The sequence below is a fragment of the Sphingobacterium sp. PCS056 genome, assembly GCF_023273895.1.
Lineage (GTDB): Bacteria > Bacteroidota > Bacteroidia > Sphingobacteriales > Sphingobacteriaceae > Sphingobacterium.
Window position 1 is genome coordinate 796,510 of sequence record NZ_CP096883.1, and the last position, 24,554, is coordinate 821,063.

Here is a 24,554-nt window from a genome sequence, read left to right on the forward strand (position 1 = left end):
CTTTATATATTTGAGGATATTAACTTAAATATATAAACTTTATGGATAAAAATTCTACACAACGATCAACTCTATATCAAATATTACTAACGAGTGCATTAACCGTTACTAGCCTGTATTCCTTCTCTCAAGAAGTCATTAGAGGTAAAGTAAGCAATAATGGCCTACCATTAAGCAGTGTTACCATTAGAAACACGAGTAATAATACATCAACTAAATCATTAGAAGATGGGAGTTTTAATATTCCAGCATCATCTGGAGTCAATACATTAGTCGTATCTCATATTGGATTTACCACCCAAACCAAAGAAATTACAATTTCACAGGGTACTGACGGTCTAATCAATTTCGAATTATCAAGCGTTTCCTTGGATGAAGTTGTTGTTATTGGATCAAGAGCTCAAGGAAGATCCAATTTACAGACCGTCGCACCCGTAGATGTTATTGACATTAAAGGATTGACAAAAGATGTGGGTCAAGTATCATTAAACCAAATTCTAAATTACGTCGCACCATCTTTCAACTCCAATACACAAACCATATCCGACGGTACAGATCATATTGACCCCGCATCATTAAGAGGCTTAGGACCCGATCAAGTATTGGTGCTTGTCAATGGAAAGCGTCGACATACTACATCATTAGTCAATATAAACGGTTCATTTGGTAAAGGATCAGTTGGGACAGATCTAAATGCCATACCAACATCAGCAATAAAAAGAATAGAAATTCTACGTGATGGTGCCGCCGCTCAGTACGGATCAGATGCCATTGCAGGCGTCATTAATATTGTCATTGAAGATAGTGTCGATGAACTACGTGCTTCCGTCACCTATGGTGGATATTTGTCCAAAAATGCAGAGAACAATTACGATGGGCAAAGTGTGCAAGCAAATGTCAATTACGGAATTCCACTAACTAAAAACGGTGGATTTATCAATTTCTCTGGTTCATACGATTTCCGGCAGCCGACAAATCGGCAAAAAGAGTTTACAGGAACAATTTTCTCCGATTACAATAATCCAAGTTTATATCCTAACCCAACAGGGGTTGATATCACCAATGATGAACTTGCAAGACTCGGTAAAACACGTGCAGATTATGTTTCAAGAATTGGTCAAGCCGAGACAAAAGGGGGATCTTTATTTTTCAATTCAAAAATTCCCTTATCACAACATTCAGAATTTTATTCATTCGGAGGATTAAATTACAGAAAAGGTACCTCAGCAGCATTTCGTCGACAACCAGCTCAAATTACCCAAAATATCAGTGAAATATATCCAGACGGTTTCCTACCATTAATCGTCACAGATAACTATGATAAATCATTAGCTACGGGAATAAAATCAGAATTTTCAGGTTGGAAAGTCGATCTATCCAATGCTTATGGATCCAATACAATTGACTTTCAGACCCAAAATTCTCTAAACGCCAGTTTGTTAAAAGCCTCCCCTACTACCTTTGATGATGGAGGATATCGCTTTATTCAAAACACAAGTAATTTAGACTTCACCAAATTCTTCGAGCAACCATTAGCAGGAATAAACGTTGCTTTTGGATTTGAACACCGTTATGAAAATTACCAAATTGTAGCTGGAGAAGAATCCTCCTATGCAGATTATGGAAAAGCAATAAAAATTGGTACTGATGCAAATGGCAATCCAATCTTAATACCCAATATCCAAGGAAATGTACAAACACGATTTGCCCAAAATGGCAAACCATATGCATCAGGAGCACAAGCATTCCCTGGATTTAGACCTGACAACGAAGTCAATGAAACACGCTCTTCAGTAGGTGCATATGCCGATGTAGAAGCCAATATAACCACGAGTTGGCTATTAACAGGAGCGCTACGTTTTGAAAATTACTCTGACTTCGGATCAACACTCAATTGGAAATTGGGGACACGTTATAAAATAGATGACATCTTTACATTTCGTGCAGCTGCAAGTACAGGATTTAGAGCTCCATCACTTCATCAACGTTACTTCAATGCAACCTCAAGCTTATTCAATGATGGTGTCATTACCAATTCTGGAACTTTCACAAACGATAGTAGGCCTGCACAACTACTCGGCATACCTTCATTAAAACAAGAGACTTCCCGTTCCTATAGTGCAGGATTAACAGCCAATTATGGCAAATTCAAGGCCACTGTTGATGGATATTTCATCGCCATAGATAACCGCATTATTTATACAGGAACATTTACAGGAAGCAATGCCTCAAATGCAACCGAACAAGACAAGGAGATATATGATCTATTAGCACAGTCCAATGCAACATCAGCACGTTTTTTTGCCAATGCAATTGATACAGAGACCAAAGGTATAGACGTAGTTTTGACTTACAATGAAGATATAGGAAAAGGTAAACTTCGGACCGACCTTTCAGCCAAGTTCGTCAAGACCAATATTATAGGAGATATTCATGCGTCCGAAAAACTTGCTGGCAAAGAAAGTATTTATTTTGACAACCAATCGCGCATTTATTTAGAATCAGCAGTACCACGCACAAAAGTAAATCTGAGTCTGAACTACAGCTTAAATAAATTCAATGTGTTCTTGCGCAATGTTTATTTTGGAGATGTTGACGGTGCGACAAACACAGAAGCTGATTACCAGACCTTCAGAGGCAAAATCATTACAGATCTAAGCCTAGGTTACAGCATCACTAAAAACCTACGCTTCACCTTAGGAGCTAATAATCTTTTAGATATTTATCCCGATGAAACTAGAGAAGGATCCGGATTGAGAGGTGCCGGATATTTTATTTATTCCAGAACAGGACAACAATTCGGTAATAATGGTCGTTATATATTTACCAAATTAGCTTTAACACTTTAATCCATTCGTGGATGTAAAAAGGCTGTATCAAGATATTTGCAGTGCCCCCAAAAAGTTAGACACTTTCTGGGGGCATTTTTATGAATAAGAAAAACAAGCACAGTTTTGAATTTAAGTTGAGCTGTGTTAGACAAATGGATGAGCATTATCGTTCTGCAAAGTCTTTGGGAGAAGAATTCGGGATTACGTATTCTTTGTTTGAGACGTGGTACAAAATATATAAGTATCAGGGGGAATCGGGGCTACTTCCCAGGAAAGGGAAAAGACACTTTAGTGCTTCTTTTAAGCTTTCTGTCCTTACTGCAATCCGAGAAGAAAGTTTATCTTTGAAAGAAGCCCGTGTACGCTTTGACCTTTCCTCGGATGCCCATATCATTGAATGGCAGAAAAGGCTGGACAAGTTTGGTCCAGAAGGATTGGAGGCACGGCCAAAAGGGAGACCCTTGATGACAAAGAAAGCAAATCCGCAGATCAAGCGAAAAGTTAGAAAAACGAATAAAGCGCTCACGCGTGAAGAGGAACTTTTGCAGGAGAATGAGTATTTACGTGCAGAAAATGCCCTGCTAAAAAAGCTCAGCGCCTTAGCTCAAGCCGAAAACAAGCGAAAGCCATAATGGAGCTAAGGCATCAATTTGATCTTGATATCCTGCTGAGTTGCGTTAAAATGGCAAGAAGTACTTTCTATTATCATTCCAAGAAGGAGGGACAAGCAGATAAATACGAACAGGTGAAAGCGCAAATCAACAAAGTTTACCATGTACATAAGGGCCGCTTTGGCTATCGCCGCATTACCCTGCAGCTCAAACGGGATGGAGTGGATATGAATCATAAGACCATTCTTAGATTAATGAGGGAAATGGGTTTGAAGAGTCTGATCAGGATAAAGAAATACAGGTCATACCGGGGTGAACTGGGCAAGATCGCTCCCAATATCCTCAACAGGAAATTCCAGGCTGAGGGGCCTTTGCAAAAATGGGCCACGGATATTACTGAGTTCAAAGTCAAGGAAAAAAAGCTGTATCTCTCCCCAATAATTGATCTGTTTAATCAGGAAGTTATAAGTTATGAAATTACTGACAGGCCGGTCTTTAAAGGGGTAATGGATATGCTCAAAAAGGCACTGCCCAAAGCAAGGGGGGCATCACAACTGCTTTTACATTCTGATCAGGGCTGGCAATACCAAATGCCTAAATATCAACAGTGGCTCAAAGAAAACGGAATCACTCAAAGCATGTCCAGAAAAGGAAATTGCCTTGATAATGCCGTAATTGAAAATTTCTTCGGAATTTTAAAATCAGAACTGTTTTATCTAAAACAATACGAATCAACAGAGAAGTTAAAAAGCGAAATAGAAGATTATATCTCCTATTACAATAATCAACGGATAAAACTAAATTTAAATGGAATGAGCCCGACAGAATATCGAGCTCATTATTACAAATCTAATTAACTAAATTTGTCCAATATTTTGGGGGCAGTCCAATTTGATACAGCCTTTTTATTTCTTTACCTTTAATGCATCATATTAATCCCTTCGGAAATGAATTTTACGAAATACCTACATAAAAGAAAACATTATGTGTTATTTACCATTTTACTTATTGGACTAGCACACGTGTCTGCACAAGACAGGGACAAAGAATTCAAATTTCAATATGATCCCAAAGATCTGGTCATGGAAAGTCTATTTCAAAAAATATACGTACTTGATTCTAGAAAAGACACCACCCATTATGGCATCATCAATAAAGGTTTTTTTGGTCAATCCGCAAAAGTTGTGGCTAATCCCTCTCTGGAAACTCAAATACAAAACTATTTAGAAATCATTACCCTTGAAAGTACGCAAAAAGATACTTTGCTTCTGCAGATTCGCCGACTGTCCTTTTCCGAAATAGGTGGTGGGCTCAAGGAAAAAGGATTTTTTGATTTTAGAGCCAATCTTTATCAAAAAAAAGGAAGCTACTATCACCCCATTAGTCGCATCGACAGCAGCTTTCAAGTATCAGGAATAGATGTTTCCAATAAATTATTAAAAAAAGGAAGCCTAATTATAGATACATTCATTCGGTCAAACCTCAAAACACCGACCATAGGATCTGAGGCTTTGACCATTCAAGATCTTCAGAACATCGATTATAAAGAAAAAGAACAATTACCTTTATATGCTGCAGAGCATCTTGTTGATGGTATCTATATGAACTACGAAAACCTCAAATTTCAAAAACCAGATTATCCACTTTTAGATGAAAAAGATAAAAAAGGAAGAATCAAGTACTATTATTATACGAATGAAAAAGGTAAAAAAGTAAAACTTAAAGATTCACAGATCTATGCTATAGTGGACAATGATGAAACGTTTATCTCCACGACCTATGGATACTATCCACTAGTCATGGAAAATGATGAATACTATTTTTACGGATTAGCGACTGAAAATAGTGCCAACATCTTCGTGTCCGCATCCGTTGGTTCAGGATTTGGAGGAGGAATGATCGGTGTTGGAATGGGTTCAGGACCTGCAAATGTGAGAAAATACAAAATAAAAATTGACCATTTAGACGGAAATTTTGAAAAAATACAACCCGTAAACGATTAAACATGAAAACATCAAGATTATATATATGGATAGTAAGTACAGTTGTAGTCATTCAATCCTGCAGTGTATCGCACCACTTAAACAAGCGATCAGAAACATTTGACAAAGCAGCAGTTGTCTCCGCACATCCATTAGCTTCAAAAGTAGGAGTCGATATTTTAAAAATGGGCGGAAACGCTATTGATGCTGCCGTAGCGGTACAGTTTGCATTAGCAGTCGTATATCCCAATGCTGGCAATATCGGAGGTGGCGGTTTTATGGTCTACCGAAGTAGCAAAGGCGAAATCAATGCCTTAGACTTTAGAGAAAAATCTCCTGAAAAAGGCCATGCCAACATGTATCTGGACAATCAGGGCAATGTGATCGAAAACTTAAGCGTCTATGGACACCTTTCAGCCGGTGTACCAGGTTCAGTAGCCGGAATGGTTGAAGCCCATCGTAAATATGGAAAACTAGATTGGAAAAAATTGCTCGCCCCAGCCATTGCATTAGCACAAAATGGCTTTCCAATAACCAAGCAGCAAGCAGAAGAATTTAACCATTTTAAAGCAAGTTTTGAAAAATACAATCCCCATGGCGCCCCTATCATCAGAGCCGAAACATGGAAAAAAGGTGATGTATTTCAACAACCAGAACTCGCCAGTACCATTACAAGAATCGCTGACCAAGGTCGCGATGGCTTTTATAAAGGCGTTACTGCAGACCTCATTGTTAAAGAGATGAAGAGCGCCAATGGTATTATCAGTCACAGTGATTTAGCCAATTATGATGCCGTATGGCGCAAGCCAATTACAGGATACTATCGTGGACATAAAATCATCTGTATGGCACCTCCATCAAGTGGCGGACCTGCATTAGTAGCACTATTGCAATCTGTGGCGCAGTTTCCATTGTCCAAGTGGGGATTTCAAAGTGATTCCACTATTCGCGTTATGGTTGAAGCAGAGCGCCGTATCTATGCCGATAGAGCAACATATCTCGGAGATCCAGACTTCATTCGCGTACCCGTAAAAGAATTGACAGATTCTATTTTCAATAGTAACAGGTTAAAATCGGTCAATTTCAACAAAGCAACAGCAAGTTCCGATGTAAGAGCAGCAAAATTTCCAGGCTATGAATCAGAAGAGACCACCCATTTCAGCATCGTAGATTCAGAAGGAAATGCCGTATCCATCACCACCACATTAAACAACTCCTATGGCTCTCGCGTATTTGTATCAGGTGCCGGCTTTATTCTAAACGATGAAATGGACGACTTCTCGGTAAAACCGGGAGTACCCAATATCTACGGTCTTGTTGGTGGCAAAGCCAATGCGATACAACCTAACAAGAGAATGTTAAGCTCCATGACGCCAACCATTGTAGAAAAAGATCATCAACTCTATATGGTGGTCGGAACACCGGGAGGGTCCACCATTATGACCTCCGTTTTCCAGACTATTGTCAATGTCATAGACTTTCATCAAGATGCGCAACAATCCGTCACATCACCACGTTTTCATCACCAATGGTTACCCGATCAAATTGATGTCGAGAAAAAAGCCATTACATCAAAAGTGAGAAAAAGTTTAGTAAACTCCGGATATAAAATTTCTCCACGTGGCAATATTGGTCGAGTAGAAAATATTATAGTATTACCAAACGGAAAACTGCAAACAGGAGCTGATCCTAGAGGAGACGATACCGCTGCAGGATATTAATGTATATCAAAATCATAAAATAAAAAAATCCCGTTACAAGCTGTAACGGGATTTTTTATTTTATTACGTTAAGAAGAATGATCTTACATCATTCCGCCCATGCCACCACCCATTGGAGGAGCACCAGCACCAGCATTTTCTTCTGGCTCATCAGCTAATACACACTCCGTAGTTAATAACATAGAAGCGATAGAAGCAGCATTTTCCAAAGCAACACGAGAAACTTTAGTTGGATCGATTACACCGGCACCAATTAAGTTTTCGAAAACATCTGTACGAGCATTGTAACCAAAATCGCCTGTACCTTCTTTCACTTTCTGAACGATTACGGCACCTTCAATACCAGCATTGAAACAGATCTGACGTAAAGGCTCTTCGATAGCACGTCTGATGATTTCGATACCGATAGTCTCGTCTTCATTAGCACCTTTTAAGCCTTTTAAAGCATCAGTTGCACGAATGAAAGCAACACCACCACCAGCAACGATACCTTCTTCTACAGCTGCACGAGTTGCATGTAAAGCATCATCAACGCGATCTTTCTTCTCTTTCATTTCAACTTCAGTAGTAGCACCAACATAAAGAACAGCAACACCACCAGACAATTTAGCTAAACGCTCTTGTAATTTCTCACGATCGTAATCAGAAGTAGTTGTTTCAATTTGAGAGCGGATTTGAGCAACGCGAGATTTAATATCTTCAGCATTACCAGCACCATTGATGATTGTTGTATTATCTTTATCCACAACAACTTTCTCTGCTTGACCTAAATCTTCTAATGTTGCATTTTCTAATTTGAAACCTCTCTCTTCAGAAATCACAGTACCACCAGTTAAGATAGCGATATCTTCTAACATCGCTTTACGACGATCACCAAATCCTGGAGCTTTAACAGCAGCCACTTTCAGTGAGCCACGGATTTTATTCACAACTAAAGTTGCTAATGCCTCTCCGTCTAAGTCTTCTGCAATGATGATTAATGGTTTACCCGTTTGAACTTGTTTTTCCAAAATCGGCAACAATTCTTTCATGTTACTGATTTTTTTATCATAGATTAAAATGTAAGGATTTTCTAATTCCGCTTCCATTTTATCTGAGTTCGTTACAAAGTATGGAGATAAGTAACCACGGTCAAATTGCATACCTTCTACTGTTTTTACTTCAGTTTCAGTACCTTTAGCCTCTTCTACAGTAATAACACCATCATTACCCACTTTTTCCATTGCTTGTGCAATTAAAGCTCCGATAACTTCATCATTATTTGCAGAAATTGATGCTACTTGTTTGATTTTATTATTGTCTTGACCAACAGTTTGAGATTGCGCTTTTAAGTTCGCTACCACTGCTGCTACAGCTTTATCAATACCACGTTTCAAATCCATTGGATTAGCACCTGCTGCTACAGATTTAATACCTGGAGCTACAATAGCTTGAGCCAAAACAGTTGCGGTAGTTGTACCATCACCCGCTTGATCGGCAGTTTTTGATGCAACTTCTTTCACCATCTGAGCACCCATATTTTCCAGAGCATCTTTCAATTCGATTTCTTTAGCTACAGTAACACCATCTTTAGTGATAACTGGTGAACCAAATTTTTTCTCAATGATGACATTACGTCCTTTTGGACCTAAAGTTACCTTTACTGCATTTGCTAATGTATCAACACCTTTTTTAAGTGCCTCACGCGCTTCAACGTTATATTTTACTTGTTTTGCCATTATTTTTAAATTTTTGAAATTAACATTTGATTCTTACTCGATATCAAGTAATCAAATCTGTTTACTTATGAATTCTATCCTTAAAAAATTAAATAACCGCGTAAATATCAGCTTCACGCATAATTAAATACTCTTTACCTTCAACAGTAATTTCAGTTCCAGCATATTTACCATATAAAACTTTATCACCAACTTTTACAGTTAAAGGTTCGTCAACTTTACCTGTTCCAACTGCTACAACGACTCCTTGAGATGGTTTCTCTTTTGCTGTATCAGGGATGTATAATCCTGAAGCTGTTTTTTCTTCTGCCTGAGCAGCTTCAACTACGACTCTGTCACCGATAGGTTTAATGTTTAATGCCATAATATATTTTATTTTTAGTTTTTTTTGAATGATATATAAACTTCATCAGCAATTATGCCAAAGCACCAAGAACAGACTTTTGAGACAAATTTGCATCGAAAAAGAATAGACTGGCAGGTTTCATTCACAATCGCTGTCAGGCTGTCACTTTCCAAAACTGACAGCAAAAAAAAAGCCTCCGATTTCTCGGAGGCTTTCAATTTCTATAGCACAACTTATTTTGTTGAATCTGTAACAGATTTCTGTGCAGGAGCTTGTTGAGCTGGCGCACCAGGCTTTTGTGTATTATTTAAGTTCAAGGGACTTGCTTGTGCAGGAGCCTCAATTTGATTACCCAAACCACCACCTACAGTAGCTGTTGTTGTTGGAGCCACAATATTGAATGCTAAACAAAAAACCATGATCGCAATCACTAATCCCCAAGAACCTTTTTCTAAAAAGTCACCTGTACGTTTTACACCCATAATATTAGTTCCACCAGCAAATCCTGATGATAAACCTCCACCTTTTGGATTTTGTATTAAAACTAAAAATGATAATAAAATACTAGCCAAAATTATTAGAGCAATTAATATTCCTTGCATTTCTTTATATGTATTAAGTTAATTTCTTTTCTAAATTTAAAATTTCCGACGCAAAGTACGCATTTTTTTCTGGATATTTCAAAACTAATTTTTTGTAAACCTCTATAGCTTTAGGATATAATCCCTGTTCAATATAAATACGAGCTAACGTTTCAGTTACCAAAGAGTATTGATCTTCCGAACTTTTACGCGCCTTATTCTCCAGATTAATCTTATCAGCAGGAGGTGGTTTTATCTGAGGATCCTCTTTGATAAATCGTTCAATCAAATGATCCGTATTTTTCTTCCCTACCTGAAAAGGAACTGTATTTTTAAATTCTTCGCTCAATTTTACTTCAGGAGACTGAAGGTGAAATATGTTCTCGCGAATTTGTTGATCCAATACCTGCGCATCAATTTTCTGTTTAAAACGCGTGACCTGCTGTTCTGCAGGTTGACCCTGATAAACTGGAGGTTTCAAAAATGGTTGATACGTCTCCGCATGATCTAAACGTGTTTTATGTAGCCACCAGAGAAAACTATAAGGCATTAGCTCATCGTCATATACACTGACACGCTCTTCATCCTTCTCTTCTGCTCCTGAAAGTAAACGCTCCTCAGGATCAATAACAGAAACCGTAGCTACTTCCACAACCTCTACTTCATCCGTATCATCCTCTCGATCAACATCACTATTTTCTAACCGAAAGAAATCATGAGCAACACCAGATTGAATCAGCGCATCCAATTCTTCCTTTCCCGTATCTTCCTTTTCCGCCTCTTCATATACATCGACCACCAGCTGATCGTCTAAAACATCCTCAACAGTATCTTCAAAAGCGATATAGTCATCCACAGACTCGATCTCATCAACCATTTCAGCAGGAGCAGCCTTATGCAAATATTCATATAACCAATTGGGATTGGCTGCATATAATAAGGTAGAAGAAATATTATGCACCTCCCTATTTAACAAATAAAGATGTCTTTCGTACGCAAAACGAAGAGACTGCGCATATGGAAATTTGGCAATCAAGGACAATAAATCAGATTCCGAAAGCAACAAAGGATTATTGATTGCTTGATGAAATAAGTTTATATCTTCTGAAATTCGTTTATTTTCCATAGTTTAATCCACTACCAGTTAGCAAATGCCTTATTGTACACATCTTCCGTCAACATCATAATAATTTCTTTATTCAATGTTTCCTCTTGAGCCGATTGCAATTGTCCAGAAAAATCTTTAAATCTGGTGAAAGACTGTTCAAAATTGTCCTTTTCTATGATTTTATTATGATAACTTACTTTAATCGTTATGGAAAGACGATTTAATGCAGCACGGTCCGTTCCTGCCTCAACAGCAGCAGGACTAATGCTATAATCCGTAATAAAACCTTCAAAAGTAGCATCAGCATTATCATTGACCTGACTTAACCGCGATTGATTACGGATACGCTCTTTTAACGCCTCCGTAAAATTTTGACTTAAAGTCGGATAAACCATTGAAGCAATATTCTCAAAGTACAATACGTTCACAGTTTTCATGCCGTCAGGGATTGATCCCCCCGTAAAACTATATTTCACACCACAACTTGTTACAAAAAATAACATCGCTATAGTCATAAAAACAGGCAACAAACTTGATTTAAGTTTCTTCATAAACGCAATTTATAAATCTAAATTTAAGTCTTTAATTTTTCTGTACAAAGTTCTTTCCGAAATACCCAGCTCTTGTGCAGCAGCCTTACGTTTACCACGATGTTTTTTAAGTGCTTTCTTGATTAAATCAGATTCCTTCTCTGTTAAAGATAAAGACTCCTCTACCTCTTCAGCATCTTGGGTATCATAATTTAAATATCCATCTTGACCATTATTGCCTTTCATCACGTTAGGCTGATGAATGGTCAACGTTTGTGGAGAAGCCGCTAGATGATCTTGCAGACGCTCAGTACTTGGTTCCACCTCTTGGTACAGACGATTGATATAAGGCGAATTTTCATCAAAAGTTGCAGGATTTACACCATTTTGAATCAGTTCAACAACCAATTTTTTCAAATCGACCATATCCTTTTTCATATCAAACAGCACCTTATACAAAAGATCACGTTCCGAAAAATCGTCTTTTCCGCTTTGATTAGCAACTACAGCAGGGAGTGTCGAACGACTTTCCGAAGGAAGATAATTTTGCAAAATGCGAGCATCCACAACACGCTCCTTTTCAAGAACAGCAATTTGTTCCGCAATATTCTTCAACTGACGTACGTTACCAGGCCAGCTATAGGTCATCAACAATTTTTGAGCATCTTCTGTTAACTGTATACTAGGCGAACGGTATTTATCAGAAAAATCAACAACAAACTTTCTAAATAACAAATAAATATCTTCAGGTCGTTCACGCAACGATGGTATCCGCAACGGAACCGTATTGAGCCTATAATACAAATCCTCACGGAACTTGCCATTTTGGACCGCATTAAACACCTCAACATTGGTTGCCGCAACAACGCGAACATTCGTTTTTTGCACTTTTGAAGATCCTACACGAATGTATTCACCCGATTCCAAAACCCGTAATAGGCGAGCTTGCGTACCTAAAGGTAACTCTCCTACTTCATCCAAAAAGATAGTACCACCGTCAACAACCTCAAAATATCCCTTTCTTGCCTCATGCGCCCCAGTAAAAGAACCTTTTTCATGACCAAACAATTCAGAATCAATTGTTCCCTCAGGAATAGCACCACAATTTACGGCAATAAAAGCCCCATGTTTACGCGAGCTTAATTGATGAATAATATGTGAAAAAACTTCCTTACCACTACCACTCTCACCCTGTATCAATACCGAAATATCTGTAGGAGCTACTTGTCGCGCAATATCAATAGCCCTATTAAGTAAAGGTGAATTACCTATAATTCCAAATCGATTCTTAATATCTTGATTATCCATCCTCTAAATTTAATAATAAAGAACCTATATTAAATCCTAATTAGTCAACTATTTTACCTAACAACGTAGCAGAAGTACATGACTCAATAAATACAGTAACGTAATCACCAGCCTTAAAGCGTTCATCTACAGGAAAAATAGCCATTGCATTCTGATCATTACGACCAGCAAAATCTTTATCCGAACGTTTTGAAAAACCCTCTATTAAAATCCGTTGGTTTTTACCCACAAATTGTTGTAAACGCTCAAAACTATGTGCACGCTGTTTGGCAACGATTTCCGTTAAACGGCTTTTCTTCACCTCTTCCGGTATATCATCAGCATAACGTTTAGCCGCTAATGTTCCCGGACGTTCTGAGTAAGCAAACATAAAAGCATAATCATATTTAACATAGTCCATCATGCTTACCGTGTCTTGATGCTCCTCTTCCGTTTCTGTACAAAATCCGGTGATGATATCCGTTGAAATACCACAGCCCGGGATGATGCGATTGATCGCATCGATGCGGTTAATATACCACTCCCTATCATATGTACGATTCATTAATTCAAGTACTCTAGAATTTCCAGACTGTACCGGTAAGTGAATGTATTTACATATATTATCATGACTTGCCATCGTATAAAGGACTTCGTCTGTGATATCTTTTGGATGTGAAGTAGAAAACCGTACACGCAACAATGGATTGACCTCTGCTACTAGTGCCAACAGATTTGCAAAATTAACAGGAGCAATCGCATCCTGTCCCTCCACCGTAGGAGCGGTATATTTATACGAATCGACATTCTGACCCAATAGAGTTACCTCACGATATCCAGCATTAAATAGATCCTGCGCTTCTTTCACAATCGATTCAGCATCGCGGCTACGCTCTCTACCTCTTGTAAATGGTACTACACAAAAAGAACACATGTTATCACACCCGCGCATGATCGATATAAATGCAGTAATACCATTTGTATTTAGACGAACAGGATTAATATCAGCATAGGTTTCCTCACGAGATAGTAATACGTTAACAGATCGATTACCACCATCAACCTGAGCAATCAAATTAGGTAGATCACGATAAGCATCAGGTCCGACGACAACATCCACTAATTTTTCCTCTTCCAAAAATTTAGCTTTCAGTCGTTCTGCCATACAGCCCAATACACCGACGATCATCCCTGGATTGCTTTTTTTAGCAAATTCAAATTCTTTCAATCGATTACGTACACGTTGCTCAGCATTTTCGCGAATAGAACAGGTGTTGATAAATACAACATCAGCCTCTTGATAATTCTTAGTCGTCACAAATCCATCTTCAAGTAAAATAGAAGCGACTATCTCACTATCCGAAAAGTTCATTTGACAACCATAACTTTCGATATATAATTTACGTCCATGACCTTTATCAACATTATTTTCAATTAATAATGCTTCACCTTGACGTGCTTCGTCATGTTCCTTAGTTGTATGCGTTAAATCTAACATAGCTCAAAATTCAAAGACTACAAAGTTAGGAATAAATATTGGATTGATGACAGTTTGTCATATTAATATTGCATGTATATGAATATAAAATCCAACAAAAAAGCGCTGATGATACATCAGCGCTTTTATAAAAATATAAATTATTTTGTAGACCTATTTAGCTTGGTTTTTAGCTTCTTGTTTCATTTGGCTACCAGCAACGATCACGATCTCTACACGACGATTGGCAGCACGACCTGATTCAGTATCATTACTCTCCAAAGGCTCAGAGAAATTTCTACCTTCTGTACGGATACGAGATGAAGATAAACCTTGAGAAACAGCGAAAGCACGAACTGCATTGGCACGATTTTCAGAAACTTTTTGATTTGCATCTAAAGATCCAATATTATCCGTGTGACCAATAACTAAAATATCTGTACCTTGTTCTTTATTTAAAGTTGCCACCAAGTTTTTGATATTTTCTCTAGCAGAAGCCTTCAAGTCAGACTTGTTAAAGTCAAATAAGATACCTGAATCAAACTTCACAACGATACCTTCACCTGCTTGTGTTACTTCAGCTCCTTCAACAGTTTTAGCGATTTCAGCAGCTTGCTTATCCATTTTCTTACCAATCAATATACCAGCAGCACCACCGATAGCAGCACCAGCGATAGTACCGATAGCAGTACTTCCTGCTTTATTACCAATTAAAGCTCCTAAAGCACCACCTGCAACACCACCAATTACGCCACCTTTTGTTGTATTATTTGTATTTTGAATTGTTGAACAGCTTCCAAATAACATTGCTGATGTAGCCACCGTAAGACCAAAAACAGCTAATTTCTTATTCATTTTCATAATTTTAATATCTAAAGTAATATTTTCTTGTATTCTATAGCAACAGTAAACAAACCAAATGCCAAAAAACAAATATTGCCCTATAGGAGCGGATATTAGTAACAAAAATATAGACAGAAATCGACAGCTGCACAACTAAACTTCATTATTTCTCTTGTGTTTTCACCTCAATATCTGGCAATGTAAGCCCCTCGGGTCTTCCATTTTTATTAAAATCAGCTAAAGAACGCTGTACATACTCTAGAAAGTCATAATGTTGCCAATGTTCAACAGTTTCATACGAAGGTCTGTAAATGCGCATAAAAGATTCTAAATCTTTATCATCCAACTTTGTTATTTCTCGAACAGCATCCTTCGAAAAAGCTTTATCAACCTCAAGTTGTCTTTTTTCACTGTCCAAAAAACGACCAAAACGCTTCGCATTCTTTGCTTCACGTCCGAAAAGATTATAGAGAGCAGTAGCAGGACTAGCTAAATAAGTACCGAATTTATTATTACCACCATTATAGACACCCTTTTTCTGATAATCCCGCATCGCTTCATTGAGTTCCGCTTCCTTCGTCTTCCGCTCAATAATAACCGTTTCTAATTTAATTCCCGGCTGGAGTTCTACATAGAAATCTTTCAGATCTCCGATTAAAGTTTTCGCCTCTGAATAGCCTACCTTTGAAAAAGACAAACTATCACCAATAGAAGCCTCAATTAAAAACACACCAAAAGAATTGGAAACAACAGATTTTTTTGTTCTAATATTTAATACATTCACATCAGGAAGACGTAAAGAAGTACCCTTTTCAAACACCATCCCCGAAATGCGCTGTATTTGTTGTGCATAAACATGTGTTCCCGAAAAAAACAAGAACACCAAGCTCAGGATGCTGATATGGCAAATTAATTTTCTATACATATATTAATAAAAGTAATCATTGTTTGACATATCATATGTTAAAAAAGTTTAAATATTTAAGATGCTTACTTATACGGATAGAAGACAAAATTTGCTCCTTCTGGCACCACAACAAACAAACACATGAAATCTTGAGCACGTTTATATTTTTTTATAAAGGCATCCTTTCTATCTTCTTTAATAATGTTTGACTCGACAAACTCTTCAAAAGTTGAAGCATTGATACTCCAGTTTGTTTTAAGTTCCACATGATCAAGAATTAGCTCACCGACATTCACGACATGCTGGTGAGCAATAAAAATGGGATAAGCAGACAATCCCTCAGCCATGATTTCTAGCGATATTTCTTTGATTGAATCACTATAATAATCCAAATCAATCTTTAAACTTTTTAGAGGACTTGATTTTTGGCTTTCATCTTCACTATTTTTCGATGCTCCAAACCATTCTTCCATTTCCATAGTTTATCCCTTTAGTTTTAATAAAACAACATTTTCGACGTGCTGTGTATGCGGAAACATATCAACAGGTTTAATCCGAACCACATCATATTTCTCAGCCAACAATGTCAAATCACGTGCCTGAGTTGCCGCATTACAACTTACATAAACGATTTTTGGCGCCTCCATTTCTAATAATCTTGCCACCACATCAGTATGCATGCCCGCACGAGGAGGATCAGTGATCACCACATCAGGCTTACCATGCTGTGCGATAAAATGAGCTGTTAACACATCCTTCATATCGCCAGCGTAAAATTTGGTATTTTTAACACCATTGATCTCCGAATTGATTTTTGCATCCTCAATAGCTGAAGGCACATATTCCACACCAATTACTTCTTTTGCATATTTAGCAACAAAGTTGGCGATCGTACCCGCACCTGTATACAAATCATAAACAAGCTCGTGACCAGACAATCCTGCAAAATCTCTTGTTATTTTATATAATTCATAAGCTTGCGCCGAATTTGTCTGATAGAATGATTTTGGTCCAACTTTAAACTTAAGGCCTTCCATTTCTTCATAAATAAAATCACGACCGTTGTAGATCTCTATTTCCTGATCGAAAATCGTATCATTCTTTTTCTGATTGATAATATAAAGAAGAGAAGTTATAGACGGAAATTTTTCCTGGATGAATGACATTAACAGTTCCACCTGTCCTTCTTCTGGATAAGCAAATACCACGATCACCATTAATTCTCCTGTTGAAGAAATACGGATGATTAAATTACGCAGTACACCACTATGTCCGCGCAGGTCATAAAAAGAAATATCATTTGCGATCGCAAACTCACGCACACTGTTACGCAGTACATTCGAAGGATCTTCTTGCAAGTAGCAATGATTTACATTTAAAATCTTATCAAATCTGCCCGGTACGTGAAACCCAAGAGCATCCATATTCATACCATCCACATTATCATCAACAGAAGTCAACCATTTCTTATTGGAAAAAGTATATTCCAATTTGTTACGATAATATTCGGTTTGTCCAGAAGCCAATATAGGTTCCATAGACGAAGTATCCACTTTGCCTATACGTGTAAGCGCATTTTCAACAGACTGTTGTTTAAACAATAATTGCGCATCATACGTCATATGCTGCCATTTACATCCACCGCATACTCCAAAATGCTCACAGAAAGGTTCAACACGGTGTTCAGAAGCTTTCTTCAATGTCTGAATACGACCTTCACCAAAACTTTTCTTTTTACGCAGTAACTCCACATCAACCACATCACCCGGAATTGCTTTTTCTACAAACAATACCAAATCATCTGTTTTACCAACACCCTTGCCTTCTTCTGCAATATCAATAATCTCGATATCGTTGAATACTAATCTTTCTTGTGAACTTTTTCTTCTCATATTGGCGCAAAATTACGCTTTTTTGATCAGAATTTTAATGAATAGTTGCGTGAACTAAATAAGGAAGAATTTCCTTTTGGAAAGAAATAAAATTTTTACGCACATCCGCTTCCGTAACAGCTGTAAATGCAAACGAGAAAACAATATTTTTACTTGTTTTAATTAAGAACGTCAGCTTCTTTTCAGGAATAGAAGCCGCAATATTATCATGCTGAATAAATGAGCTAAGTAATAAAAGCTCGAGATCATCAGACAGTGTTTTTAAATATTCTTGCGCGTTTGCAGACTCCCGAATAAATTCCCAGCCCACAAATTCATTACACACCGTATAAGTCAAACGGCTTACTTTTAGAATGGTATTACCAAGAAAAACGGCTAAGTCCTCTTCTCCCACATTCTTTTTTAAGATATCCTTGACATTCTCTTGAATATATTCCATCAAGATCGCATGCAGAATTAATTCTTTACTATCAAAATATTTGTAAAATGTAGCTTTTGCCACATTAGCCCGCTTTGCCAATTCATTCACACTGGTTTTATTATAACCATATTTGCGAAACAGCTCACGAGCAGCTCTTTTGATAGATTCAATAATCTTTTCCGCTTCCATAATATTAGCTTAAAAAATGAAGTGGAGAAACGGGACGATAAGCCACCTGTTGATCTACGAAAAACATAAAACAATTAGCAAGAATACTTTTAAAAAAAACAATCACATTATCTACACCCTCTGTAAGCACGCGCTTGACAAAGACCGCAAATAATGTGACAAAATAAAGTATTCTTTCTAACATTTAAATGATCTCACTTTCAAATTGAGATAAGAATCGTACATCATTCTCAGAGAACAATCTCAAATCTTTAATCTCATATTTCAAATTGGCCACACGCTCGATACCCATACCAAAGGCAAAACCTGAATATTTTTTACTATCGATACCACAGTTATCTAACACGTTAGGATCCACCATACCGCAACCCAATATTTCTACCCAACCCGAATACTTACACAACTGACAACCTGCACCTTTACAAATTGTACATGAAATATCCATCTCAGCAGAAGGTTCTGTAAAAGGGAAATAAGAAGGGCGGAAGCGCACTTGAGTTCCCTCTCCGTATAATTCTTGAACAAAGTGAAACAATGTTTGTTTCAAATCAGCAAAAGAAACCTGCTCATCAACGTAAAGCCCCTCAACTTGGTGGAAGAAACAATGCGCACGAGAAGATATCGCTTCATTACGATACACACGACCCGGCATGATAGCACGGAAAGGTGGCTTGCCGGCCTCCATTAAACGAACCTGAACAGACGATGTATGTGTTCTTAAAGTAATATCATTGCCTTCTTGTTTCTTAATAAAGAACGTATCTTGCATATCACGAGCAGGATGTTCCGGCGGAAAATTCAAAGCCGAAAAATTATGCCAGTCATCCTCAATCTCAGGACCTTCCGAAACAATAAAGCCTAGTTTCTTAAAGATCTCAACAATCTCTTTGCGAACCAAAGAAAGCGGATGACGAGATCCCAATTTAAGACCCTGACCAGGCAAAGTAAGATCACCTTCACTTTTTTGAACCTGCGCTTTACTTGCTCCAAATTTTTCTTGAGCTTCTTGGTATGTTCGTTCAGCAAACTGTTTAAACTCATTCAATACCATACCTAAAACACGTTTCTCTTCTACTGAAACCGTTTTAAATTCATCAAACAAATTTTTAACAATACCTTTTGAAACTAAAAATTTCAATCTGAAATTTTCTACATCAGCTGAAGAAGTTGGGACAAATTGCTTAATTTCCTCAGTATACTGCGTTATTTTATCTTGCAACATAATTATTCAAAGATACACCAAAATATTATAAAAGATAAACGGTTTTCATAAGAGAGCTTGAAATTTATTCACTCAGCTCAAAAAATAATCATAAAAAAAGAGCATCACTTTTAGGTGATGCTCTTGTTAAAAACAAATAATAACGTTAAAACGGTAGCGGATCACTATCGTTTTCATTTTCTGTAAAATCAACCTCAATTTCCTTATTTTCTATTTTTTCAGCATGTGTTTGTGCTGGAGCAGCAGCAGTAGGCTCAAAATCTGATTTACGACCTAACAACGTGAAATTCTCCGCAACAATTTCTGTTGAGTAACGTCTTATGCCTTCTTTATCTTCATAGGAACGCGTCCTGAGTCGTCCCTCAATATATACCAATTTACCTTTTGTCAGATATTTTGCGGCTACATCCGCTAATCCGCGCCATAGAACAACTGTATGCCACTCCGTTTGCTCTACTCTTTTTCCATCTCTATTAAAATTCTCTGATGTTGCTAATGGAAAACTCGCAACAGAGACATTATTATCTAAATATCTAATTTCTGGATCTTTGCCTAAATGGCCTACTAGAATAACTTTGTTGACTCCTGACATAATATTAAAGTTGTTTGGTTATAATTTAGCTGTTTCTAAAAAAGAAAAAATGAGCTTATGTTTAGCTAATTTATCCAAATCTTTTAATAAAACATAATTCCAATTTATTTTTTTTTGTTCCAAACCCCTAGGATCTAATAACCTATAGAAAGTCGCATATATATGCTGATGGCTCAAAATATGTTTTTTATTCGTCTGCAATAAAGTGAGCGCAGCGTCGGCTCCAAATACATCCAAAAACTCTTGATGGTCCACGATAGCCATTCCTTCCAGAGGCTCGCTTGTTTCAATCATAGGAAACTCATATAAATTTTCCCAAACATCTGAAGCCCCCCTCTTAGACATCAAAATCTCCTCATCCTTTTGAATGATGAAGTAATGAAAATAGCGATTCCTACTTTTCTTGGCTTTTATTTTCACCGGTAGATCTGCCACAACATCATGCACTCTGGCATAGCAGTCCAATTGAAGTTCACATTGTTGGCACAGAGGCGATTTTGGCTTACAATGTAACGCCCCAAAATCCATAATGGCCTGATTATACAAAGCAGGATAAGTTAAGTCTAAATTTTCTTTAGCCAATTGGCTAAAAATCTTTTTACCTGCAGGAGTATTGATAGGTGTATCAATACCGAAATATCGCGCCAGAACACGAAAAACATTACCATCTAAAACCGCTTGAGGCTCATCATTAGAAAAAGAAGAAATTGCTGCCGCAGTATATTCCCCAACTCCAGGTAGCTTAATCAACTCATCATATGAATTAGGGAATATCCCCTGATATTCATCACGTACTATTCCCGCAGCCTTATACATGTTTCTTCCACGAGAATAGTATCCCAAGCCTTGCCATAAGTACAAAATATCATCTTCCGAAGCATTCGCAAAAGACAATACATCAGGATAGCGCTCCGCAAACCGCAGGTAGTACGGCATCCCCTGCTCTACCCGAGTTTGTTGTAAAATAATTTCCGACAGCCAGATTTTATAAGGATCTCGTGTATTTCGCCATGGCAAATCACGTTGATGTTCGTGATACCACTCGATTATTTTCTTCGCAAATGACATCCTACAAAAATGCGCTTTTTTAACGCATCTATCAAATTATTGCCTCGCAATTATTTACCCATCTCCCGATCCAGGATCAGTTTCAATTCAGCAACTTTTTCAGGATTTCGATCAGCAATATTTGTCCTTTCACCCTTGTCAACATTCAGGTCATATAATTGATCCACATCATCATTCCCAAGTTCAATATTCACAAGGTTATTTTTTTTCGCTCCTTTACTCGCTTTGATAAATTTATAATGACCCTTCAAAACACTTAATGCGCCCGCAGATTTGATCAAATAAGCTCGACCAACCTGATCACTCCCGATCAAACTCTTCCAGTGATTTTCACTATCGATAGCCTCTCCCCGAGCATACTTGACATTCAAAAAAGAAGCAAAACTACTCAATAAATCCACTTGACAAATAAGGGCATCAGACGTAATACCCTTCTTGATAATTTTTGGCCATGTAATGATAAATGGCACACGAGTTCCAGCCTCAAACGCCGAATATTTCCCCCCACTATAAGGGCCAAATGGATTATGTCCATTCAGTTGTGCAACCGCACCATCCTCATAGCCATCATCTAACACCGGACCATTATCACTTGAAAAAATAATAATAGTATTTTCATAAACATGGTTGTCTTTTAGCGTTTTGACCAATTGTCCAACCGTATAATCAAGTTGCAGAATCGCATCCCCCCGATATCCCAGTCCACTTTTACCTTTAAACATGGTAGCAGGCATACGCGGCACATGAGGTTCAGTAGCATTATACGTTAAAAAAAAAGGTTGTTGATAATGATCTTGAATAAAACGAATTGCTTTATCTGCAAAAGTCAACGTAAGCTCTTCATCCACCCATTTTGCCTCTTTTCCTCCCGACATCCATCCAATTCTACCAATACCATTCACAATAGTATGATCATGACCATGATTCAATGAATTTTTCATTTTCAACAATTCAGGATGCTCCTTGCCTGTAGGTTCATCACCCACCTTTTGATGATAAGAAACCACAATCGGATCATTTTTGTCTACACCAAGTACACGATGATTTTCCAAAAATACAGTTGGCACACGGTCTGCGGTCGCGGGGAAAATAAAAGAATAATCATAGCCGACTTCCAAAGGTCCTGGTTTTATAGTACCATTCCAATCCTTATCCACCTCATCTCCCAGGCCCAAATGCCATTTTCCTATCACAGCAGTTTGATAACCCGCCTTTTTAAAGACCTTGGGCAAAGTAATCCGATCTTGAGGAATGATCAATTTGGCATCGCCAGGCAGAATACCAGTTCCGGACTGACGAAATGGATAGTTGCCCGTCATTAAGGAATATCGAGACGGCGTACAAGTCGCAGCAGTCGCATGCCCATTTGTAAACCGAATACCCTCAGCAGCCAAAGCATCCAAATGCGGTGTCTTGATTTTATCCGCACCATAACTACCGAGATCGCCATAACCCAGATCATCCACATAGATCAACAGCACATTCGGTTTATCCTGTTGCCCCATGACCGCTGCAAAGGGACTAATTATGGCCAATAGACCAATTAACAAAGCTGTTTTTTTCATGGGATATAAGAGGATTGGTTTGATTGAACCTCAAACTTAGATAAAATTCAGTTTGTATGCAATCATAATCTCATTCAATCTATTTGCTTATTATTTCTTCTATTGAGCAAAACAGTTCTCATAAATCATTCGTCAGTTTCGCTATTACTTTAATTTTTTACTACTATTTACCCGCTTATATCCCATTAATAGGTTAAAAACGATCGTCGTAAACATCATAAACAAACAGACTCAAATTTAATAGTAGAAAAGAATATTAAAAAACATAATTTCGCAAGAAATTAGTTACTTAAAAATGAAAATAAAAATCTTTAGAACGCTTATTCTTTTATTTGTTCTTGTCAGCAGCTCTTCTGCACAAGAGAAAATGTTCAAAATCCAGTTTGGTTTAAATATTGACAGCACAACAGAAGCAGAGTCTGTCGCAGATATTTATCTGACTAAAGATTATTTAAGAATAGAAAACAAATTTATAGATACAAGTGTCCAAATCTCTGATTTTAAGAAGCAGATCGCATACATATTAGATTACAGCAATAAAAACTATTATGAGCAAGGACTTACGACAGAAGATGCCGTAATCTCTCCCGAAGATTTTCAAATTGAATTCATCACCAATGCCTCCAAATCAATCGCTGGATATGCCTGTAAAAAAGCAATTATTAAGATCCCGATTGGAACAGAAGACGAAAAACCATTTATTGAAGTTTGGTATACCACAGCACTGCCAAAAATGTATTGGGGAGAATACACCTACTTAGAGAAAATACCAGGAGCAGCACTATCCATTTCAGCTTATGAAATGGAAATGAAAGCCATCCATGTGACAGCATCGGTGGTCAACCCTGCCCTATTTGAAGTTCCCCAAGATTTTGAACAAGTTGAGGAAGAAGCGTTCACATTTGAGACGACAGAGCTAGGAGAAAATAGGCAGTCTTATTACGATGAAGACACCGAACTTATTGGAGTAGCAGACACGATTGGCAATGCAATAACTCCTGCAAAATATAGTTTAATCAATTCCTTTATAGCAGGCTACGCAGTCGTAGCCGACGGAAGCAATCACTATGGACTTATCAACAATGACGGCAAAGAAATTATTCCCTGTCAGTATGAACATTTAGCACGTACTGAAGATGGGCTATTCCTATTTTCAAAAAATGATCGATATGGCTACATGAATATCCATGCACAAGTAGTGATTCCCGCAACCTACACTTATGCACGGGAATTTGAAAACGGTCATGCTGTAGTCACTACAGACCAAGGATCTGGCGTCATTGACAGCAGTGGAAAGATTATTATTCCAATCAAATTTGAACTCATCCACGAATTTTCAGCCAATACTGCTGTGATCTCAGAGCAAGATAAATACTATTTAATTGATCAACAAGGAAAGAAAATAAGCGAAGCATATGATTTCTTGTCCAATGGCGGAGAAAATTTATGGCTCACTATGCGATCAGAAAAATATGGATTTATAGATGCAAAAGGAAAGCAGGTCATCCCATCAAAATACATATATGCTGCCCCATTTGATGCAGGACTCTCCTTAGTTTCCGAAAATGGGGAAGATTTTTTCTATATCGATAGCAAAGGTAAGTTTGTCCAAAAAATGGACAGCGAGTAAAAATACTAAAGTGAGACATGAAGCTGTCTCATT

At 37.6% G+C, this 24,554-nt stretch carries 21 protein-coding genes and 1 pseudogene; 5 read left to right on the forward strand and 17 right to left on the reverse strand.

Annotation, left to right across the window (positions count from 1 at the left end):
* Positions 1-41 precede the first annotated feature (41 nt).
* The 4 genes and pseudogenes from MUB18_RS03355 (at position 42) to ggt (ending at position 7,145) form a co-directional block, all read left to right on the forward strand.
* The gene (locus tag MUB18_RS03355) at positions 42-2,849 is read left to right on the forward strand and encodes a TonB-dependent receptor (protein ID WP_248754958.1); all 2,808 of its coding nucleotides are present in this window, start codon (positions 42-44) and stop codon (positions 2,847-2,849) included.
* Positions 2,850-2,929: 80 nt separating this feature from the next.
* Positions 2,930-4,299, forward strand: a pseudogene (locus MUB18_RS21935) (IS3 family transposase).
* Positions 4,300-4,389: 90 nt separating this feature from the next.
* Positions 4,390-5,445 carry a hypothetical protein gene (locus MUB18_RS03370; protein ID WP_045754357.1) on the forward strand — a complete coding sequence of 352 codons (1,056 nt, stop codon included), beginning with the start codon at positions 4,390-4,392 and terminating at the stop codon, positions 5,443-5,445.
* Between the two features lie 2 nt (positions 5,446-5,447).
* Complete coding sequence (ggt, locus tag MUB18_RS03375) at positions 5,448-7,145, forward strand: gamma-glutamyltransferase (RefSeq protein WP_248754959.1); 1,698 nt, start codon at positions 5,448-5,450, stop codon at positions 7,143-7,145.
* Between the two features lie 83 nt (positions 7,146-7,228).
* Here the strand turns inward: ggt and groL are convergent, their stop codons facing one another.
* From groL to MUB18_RS03460, 17 genes are all read right to left on the reverse strand, one after another.
* Positions 7,229-8,866: a chaperonin GroEL gene (gene groL, locus MUB18_RS03380; protein ID WP_248755918.1), complete on the reverse strand. Its 1,638-nt coding sequence runs from the start codon at positions 8,864-8,866 to the stop codon at positions 7,229-7,231.
* Positions 8,867-8,951: 85 nt separating this feature from the next.
* Positions 8,952-9,227: a co-chaperone GroES gene (gene groES / locus MUB18_RS03385; protein ID WP_045754354.1), complete on the reverse strand. Its 276-nt coding sequence runs from the start codon at positions 9,225-9,227 to the stop codon at positions 8,952-8,954.
* Between the two features lie 215 nt (positions 9,228-9,442).
* Positions 9,443-9,811, reverse strand: coding sequence for a preprotein translocase subunit SecG (gene secG / locus MUB18_RS03390; RefSeq protein ID WP_045752853.1), 369 nt, complete (start codon positions 9,809-9,811; stop codon positions 9,443-9,445).
* Between the two features lie 13 nt (positions 9,812-9,824).
* Positions 9,825-10,916 carry a hypothetical protein gene (locus tag MUB18_RS03395; RefSeq protein ID WP_248754960.1) on the reverse strand — a complete coding sequence of 364 codons (1,092 nt, stop codon included), beginning with the start codon at positions 10,914-10,916 and terminating at the stop codon, positions 9,825-9,827.
* An 11-nt stretch (positions 10,917-10,927) separates the two neighbouring features.
* Positions 10,928-11,449 carry an LptE family protein gene (locus tag MUB18_RS03400; protein ID WP_045752851.1) on the reverse strand — a complete coding sequence of 174 codons (522 nt, stop codon included), beginning with the start codon at positions 11,447-11,449 and terminating at the stop codon, positions 10,928-10,930.
* 9 nt (positions 11,450-11,458) lie between these two features.
* On the reverse strand, positions 11,459-12,736 hold the full coding sequence (locus tag MUB18_RS03405; protein WP_045752850.1) for a sigma-54 interaction domain-containing protein: 1,278 nt from the start codon (positions 12,734-12,736) through the stop codon (positions 11,459-11,461).
* A 40-nt stretch (positions 12,737-12,776) separates the two neighbouring features.
* The gene (miaB, locus tag MUB18_RS03410; protein WP_045752849.1) at positions 12,777-14,213 is read right to left on the reverse strand and encodes a tRNA (N6-isopentenyl adenosine(37)-C2)-methylthiotransferase MiaB; all 1,437 of its coding nucleotides are present in this window, start codon (positions 14,211-14,213) and stop codon (positions 12,777-12,779) included.
* A 153-nt stretch (positions 14,214-14,366) separates the two neighbouring features.
* Positions 14,367-15,047, reverse strand: a complete 681-nt coding sequence (locus MUB18_RS03415; protein ID WP_248754961.1) for an OmpA family protein — start codon at positions 15,045-15,047, stop codon at positions 14,367-14,369.
* Positions 15,048-15,198: 151 nt separating this feature from the next.
* The gene (locus MUB18_RS03420; protein ID WP_045752848.1) at positions 15,199-15,960 is read right to left on the reverse strand and encodes a hypothetical protein; all 762 of its coding nucleotides are present in this window, start codon (positions 15,958-15,960) and stop codon (positions 15,199-15,201) included.
* 65 nt (positions 15,961-16,025) lie between these two features.
* A complete protein-coding gene (locus tag MUB18_RS03425) occupies positions 16,026-16,421 on the reverse strand; it encodes a hypothetical protein (protein WP_045752847.1) in 396 nt (131 codons plus the stop codon).
* Positions 16,422-16,424: 3 nt separating this feature from the next.
* A complete protein-coding gene (gene rlmD, locus MUB18_RS03430) occupies positions 16,425-17,834 on the reverse strand; it encodes a 23S rRNA (uracil(1939)-C(5))-methyltransferase RlmD (protein ID WP_094771460.1) in 1,410 nt (469 codons plus the stop codon).
* Positions 17,835-17,868: 34 nt separating this feature from the next.
* Entirely contained in the window at positions 17,869-18,444 is a 576-nt protein-coding gene (locus tag MUB18_RS03435; RefSeq protein ID WP_045752845.1) for a TetR/AcrR family transcriptional regulator, read from the reverse strand.
* Between the two features lie 4 nt (positions 18,445-18,448).
* Positions 18,449-18,628 (reverse strand): hypothetical protein, encoded by a 180-nt coding sequence (locus MUB18_RS03440; protein WP_248754962.1) that lies wholly within the window; start codon positions 18,626-18,628, stop codon positions 18,449-18,451.
* The gene (gene pheS, locus MUB18_RS03445) at positions 18,629-19,666 is read right to left on the reverse strand and encodes a phenylalanine--tRNA ligase subunit alpha (protein ID WP_248754963.1); all 1,038 of its coding nucleotides are present in this window, start codon (positions 19,664-19,666) and stop codon (positions 18,629-18,631) included.
* A 145-nt stretch (positions 19,667-19,811) separates the two neighbouring features.
* Positions 19,812-20,258, reverse strand: a complete 447-nt coding sequence (locus tag MUB18_RS03450; protein ID WP_094771461.1) for a single-stranded DNA-binding protein — start codon at positions 20,256-20,258, stop codon at positions 19,812-19,814.
* Between the two features lie 18 nt (positions 20,259-20,276).
* Positions 20,277-21,326, reverse strand: coding sequence for an A/G-specific adenine glycosylase (mutY, locus tag MUB18_RS03455; RefSeq protein ID WP_248754964.1), 1,050 nt, complete (start codon positions 21,324-21,326; stop codon positions 20,277-20,279).
* 50 nt (positions 21,327-21,376) lie between these two features.
* Positions 21,377-22,891, reverse strand: coding sequence for a sulfatase family protein (locus tag MUB18_RS03460; protein WP_248754965.1), 1,515 nt, complete (start codon positions 22,889-22,891; stop codon positions 21,377-21,379).
* A 295-nt stretch (positions 22,892-23,186) separates the two neighbouring features.
* On the opposite strand from MUB18_RS03460, the gene MUB18_RS03465 reads away from it, so the two are divergent.
* Positions 23,187-24,521, forward strand: a complete 1,335-nt coding sequence (locus tag MUB18_RS03465) for a WG repeat-containing protein (RefSeq protein WP_084405264.1) — start codon at positions 23,187-23,189, stop codon at positions 24,519-24,521.
* The last annotated feature ends 33 nt before the right edge of the window (positions 24,522-24,554 follow it).

Bases quoted from the DNA above. Each gene is read 5' to 3' on its own strand.
- MUB18_RS03355 (WP_248754958.1), top strand. From the start codon at position 42: ATGGATAAAAATTCTACACAACGATCAACTCTATATCAAATATTACTA.
- MUB18_RS03370 (WP_045754357.1), top strand. From the start codon at position 4,390: ATGAATTTTACGAAATACCTACATAAAAGAAAACATTATGTGTTATTT.
- ggt (WP_248754959.1), top strand. From the start codon at position 5,448: ATGAAAACATCAAGATTATATATATGGATAGTAAGTACAGTTGTAGTC.
- groES (WP_045754354.1), bottom strand. From the start codon at position 9,227: ATGGCATTAAACATTAAACCTATCGGTGACAGAGTCGTAGTTGAAGCT.
- secG (WP_045752853.1), bottom strand. From the start codon at position 9,811: ATGCAAGGAATATTAATTGCTCTAATAATTTTGGCTAGTATTTTATTA.
- MUB18_RS03395 (WP_248754960.1), bottom strand. From the start codon at position 10,916: ATGGAAAATAAACGAATTTCAGAAGATATAAACTTATTTCATCAAGCA.
- MUB18_RS03400 (WP_045752851.1), bottom strand. From the start codon at position 11,449: ATGAAGAAACTTAAATCAAGTTTGTTGCCTGTTTTTATGACTATAGCG.
- MUB18_RS03405 (WP_045752850.1), bottom strand. From the start codon at position 12,736: ATGGATAATCAAGATATTAAGAATCGATTTGGAATTATAGGTAATTCA.
- miaB (WP_045752849.1), bottom strand. From the start codon at position 14,213: ATGTTAGATTTAACGCATACAACTAAGGAACATGACGAAGCACGTCAA.
- MUB18_RS03415 (WP_248754961.1), bottom strand. From the start codon at position 15,047: ATGAATAAGAAATTAGCTGTTTTTGGTCTTACGGTGGCTACATCAGCA.
- MUB18_RS03420 (WP_045752848.1), bottom strand. From the start codon at position 15,960: ATGTATAGAAAATTAATTTGCCATATCAGCATCCTGAGCTTGGTGTTC.
- MUB18_RS03425 (WP_045752847.1), bottom strand. From the start codon at position 16,421: ATGGAAATGGAAGAATGGTTTGGAGCATCGAAAAATAGTGAAGATGAA.
- rlmD (WP_094771460.1), bottom strand. From the start codon at position 17,834: ATGAGAAGAAAAAGTTCACAAGAAAGATTAGTATTCAACGATATCGAG.
- MUB18_RS03435 (WP_045752845.1), bottom strand. From the start codon at position 18,444: ATGGAAGCGGAAAAGATTATTGAATCTATCAAAAGAGCTGCTCGTGAG.
- MUB18_RS03440 (WP_248754962.1), bottom strand. From the start codon at position 18,628: ATGTTAGAAAGAATACTTTATTTTGTCACATTATTTGCGGTCTTTGTC.
- pheS (WP_248754963.1), bottom strand. From the start codon at position 19,666: ATGTTGCAAGATAAAATAACGCAGTATACTGAGGAAATTAAGCAATTT.
- MUB18_RS03450 (WP_094771461.1), bottom strand. From the start codon at position 20,258: ATGTCAGGAGTCAACAAAGTTATTCTAGTAGGCCATTTAGGCAAAGAT.
- mutY (WP_248754964.1), bottom strand. From the start codon at position 21,326: ATGTCATTTGCGAAGAAAATAATCGAGTGGTATCACGAACATCAACGT.
- MUB18_RS03460 (WP_248754965.1), bottom strand. From the start codon at position 22,891: ATGAAAAAAACAGCTTTGTTAATTGGTCTATTGGCCATAATTAGTCCC.
- MUB18_RS03465 (WP_084405264.1), top strand. From the start codon at position 23,187: ATGAAAATAAAAATCTTTAGAACGCTTATTCTTTTATTTGTTCTTGTC.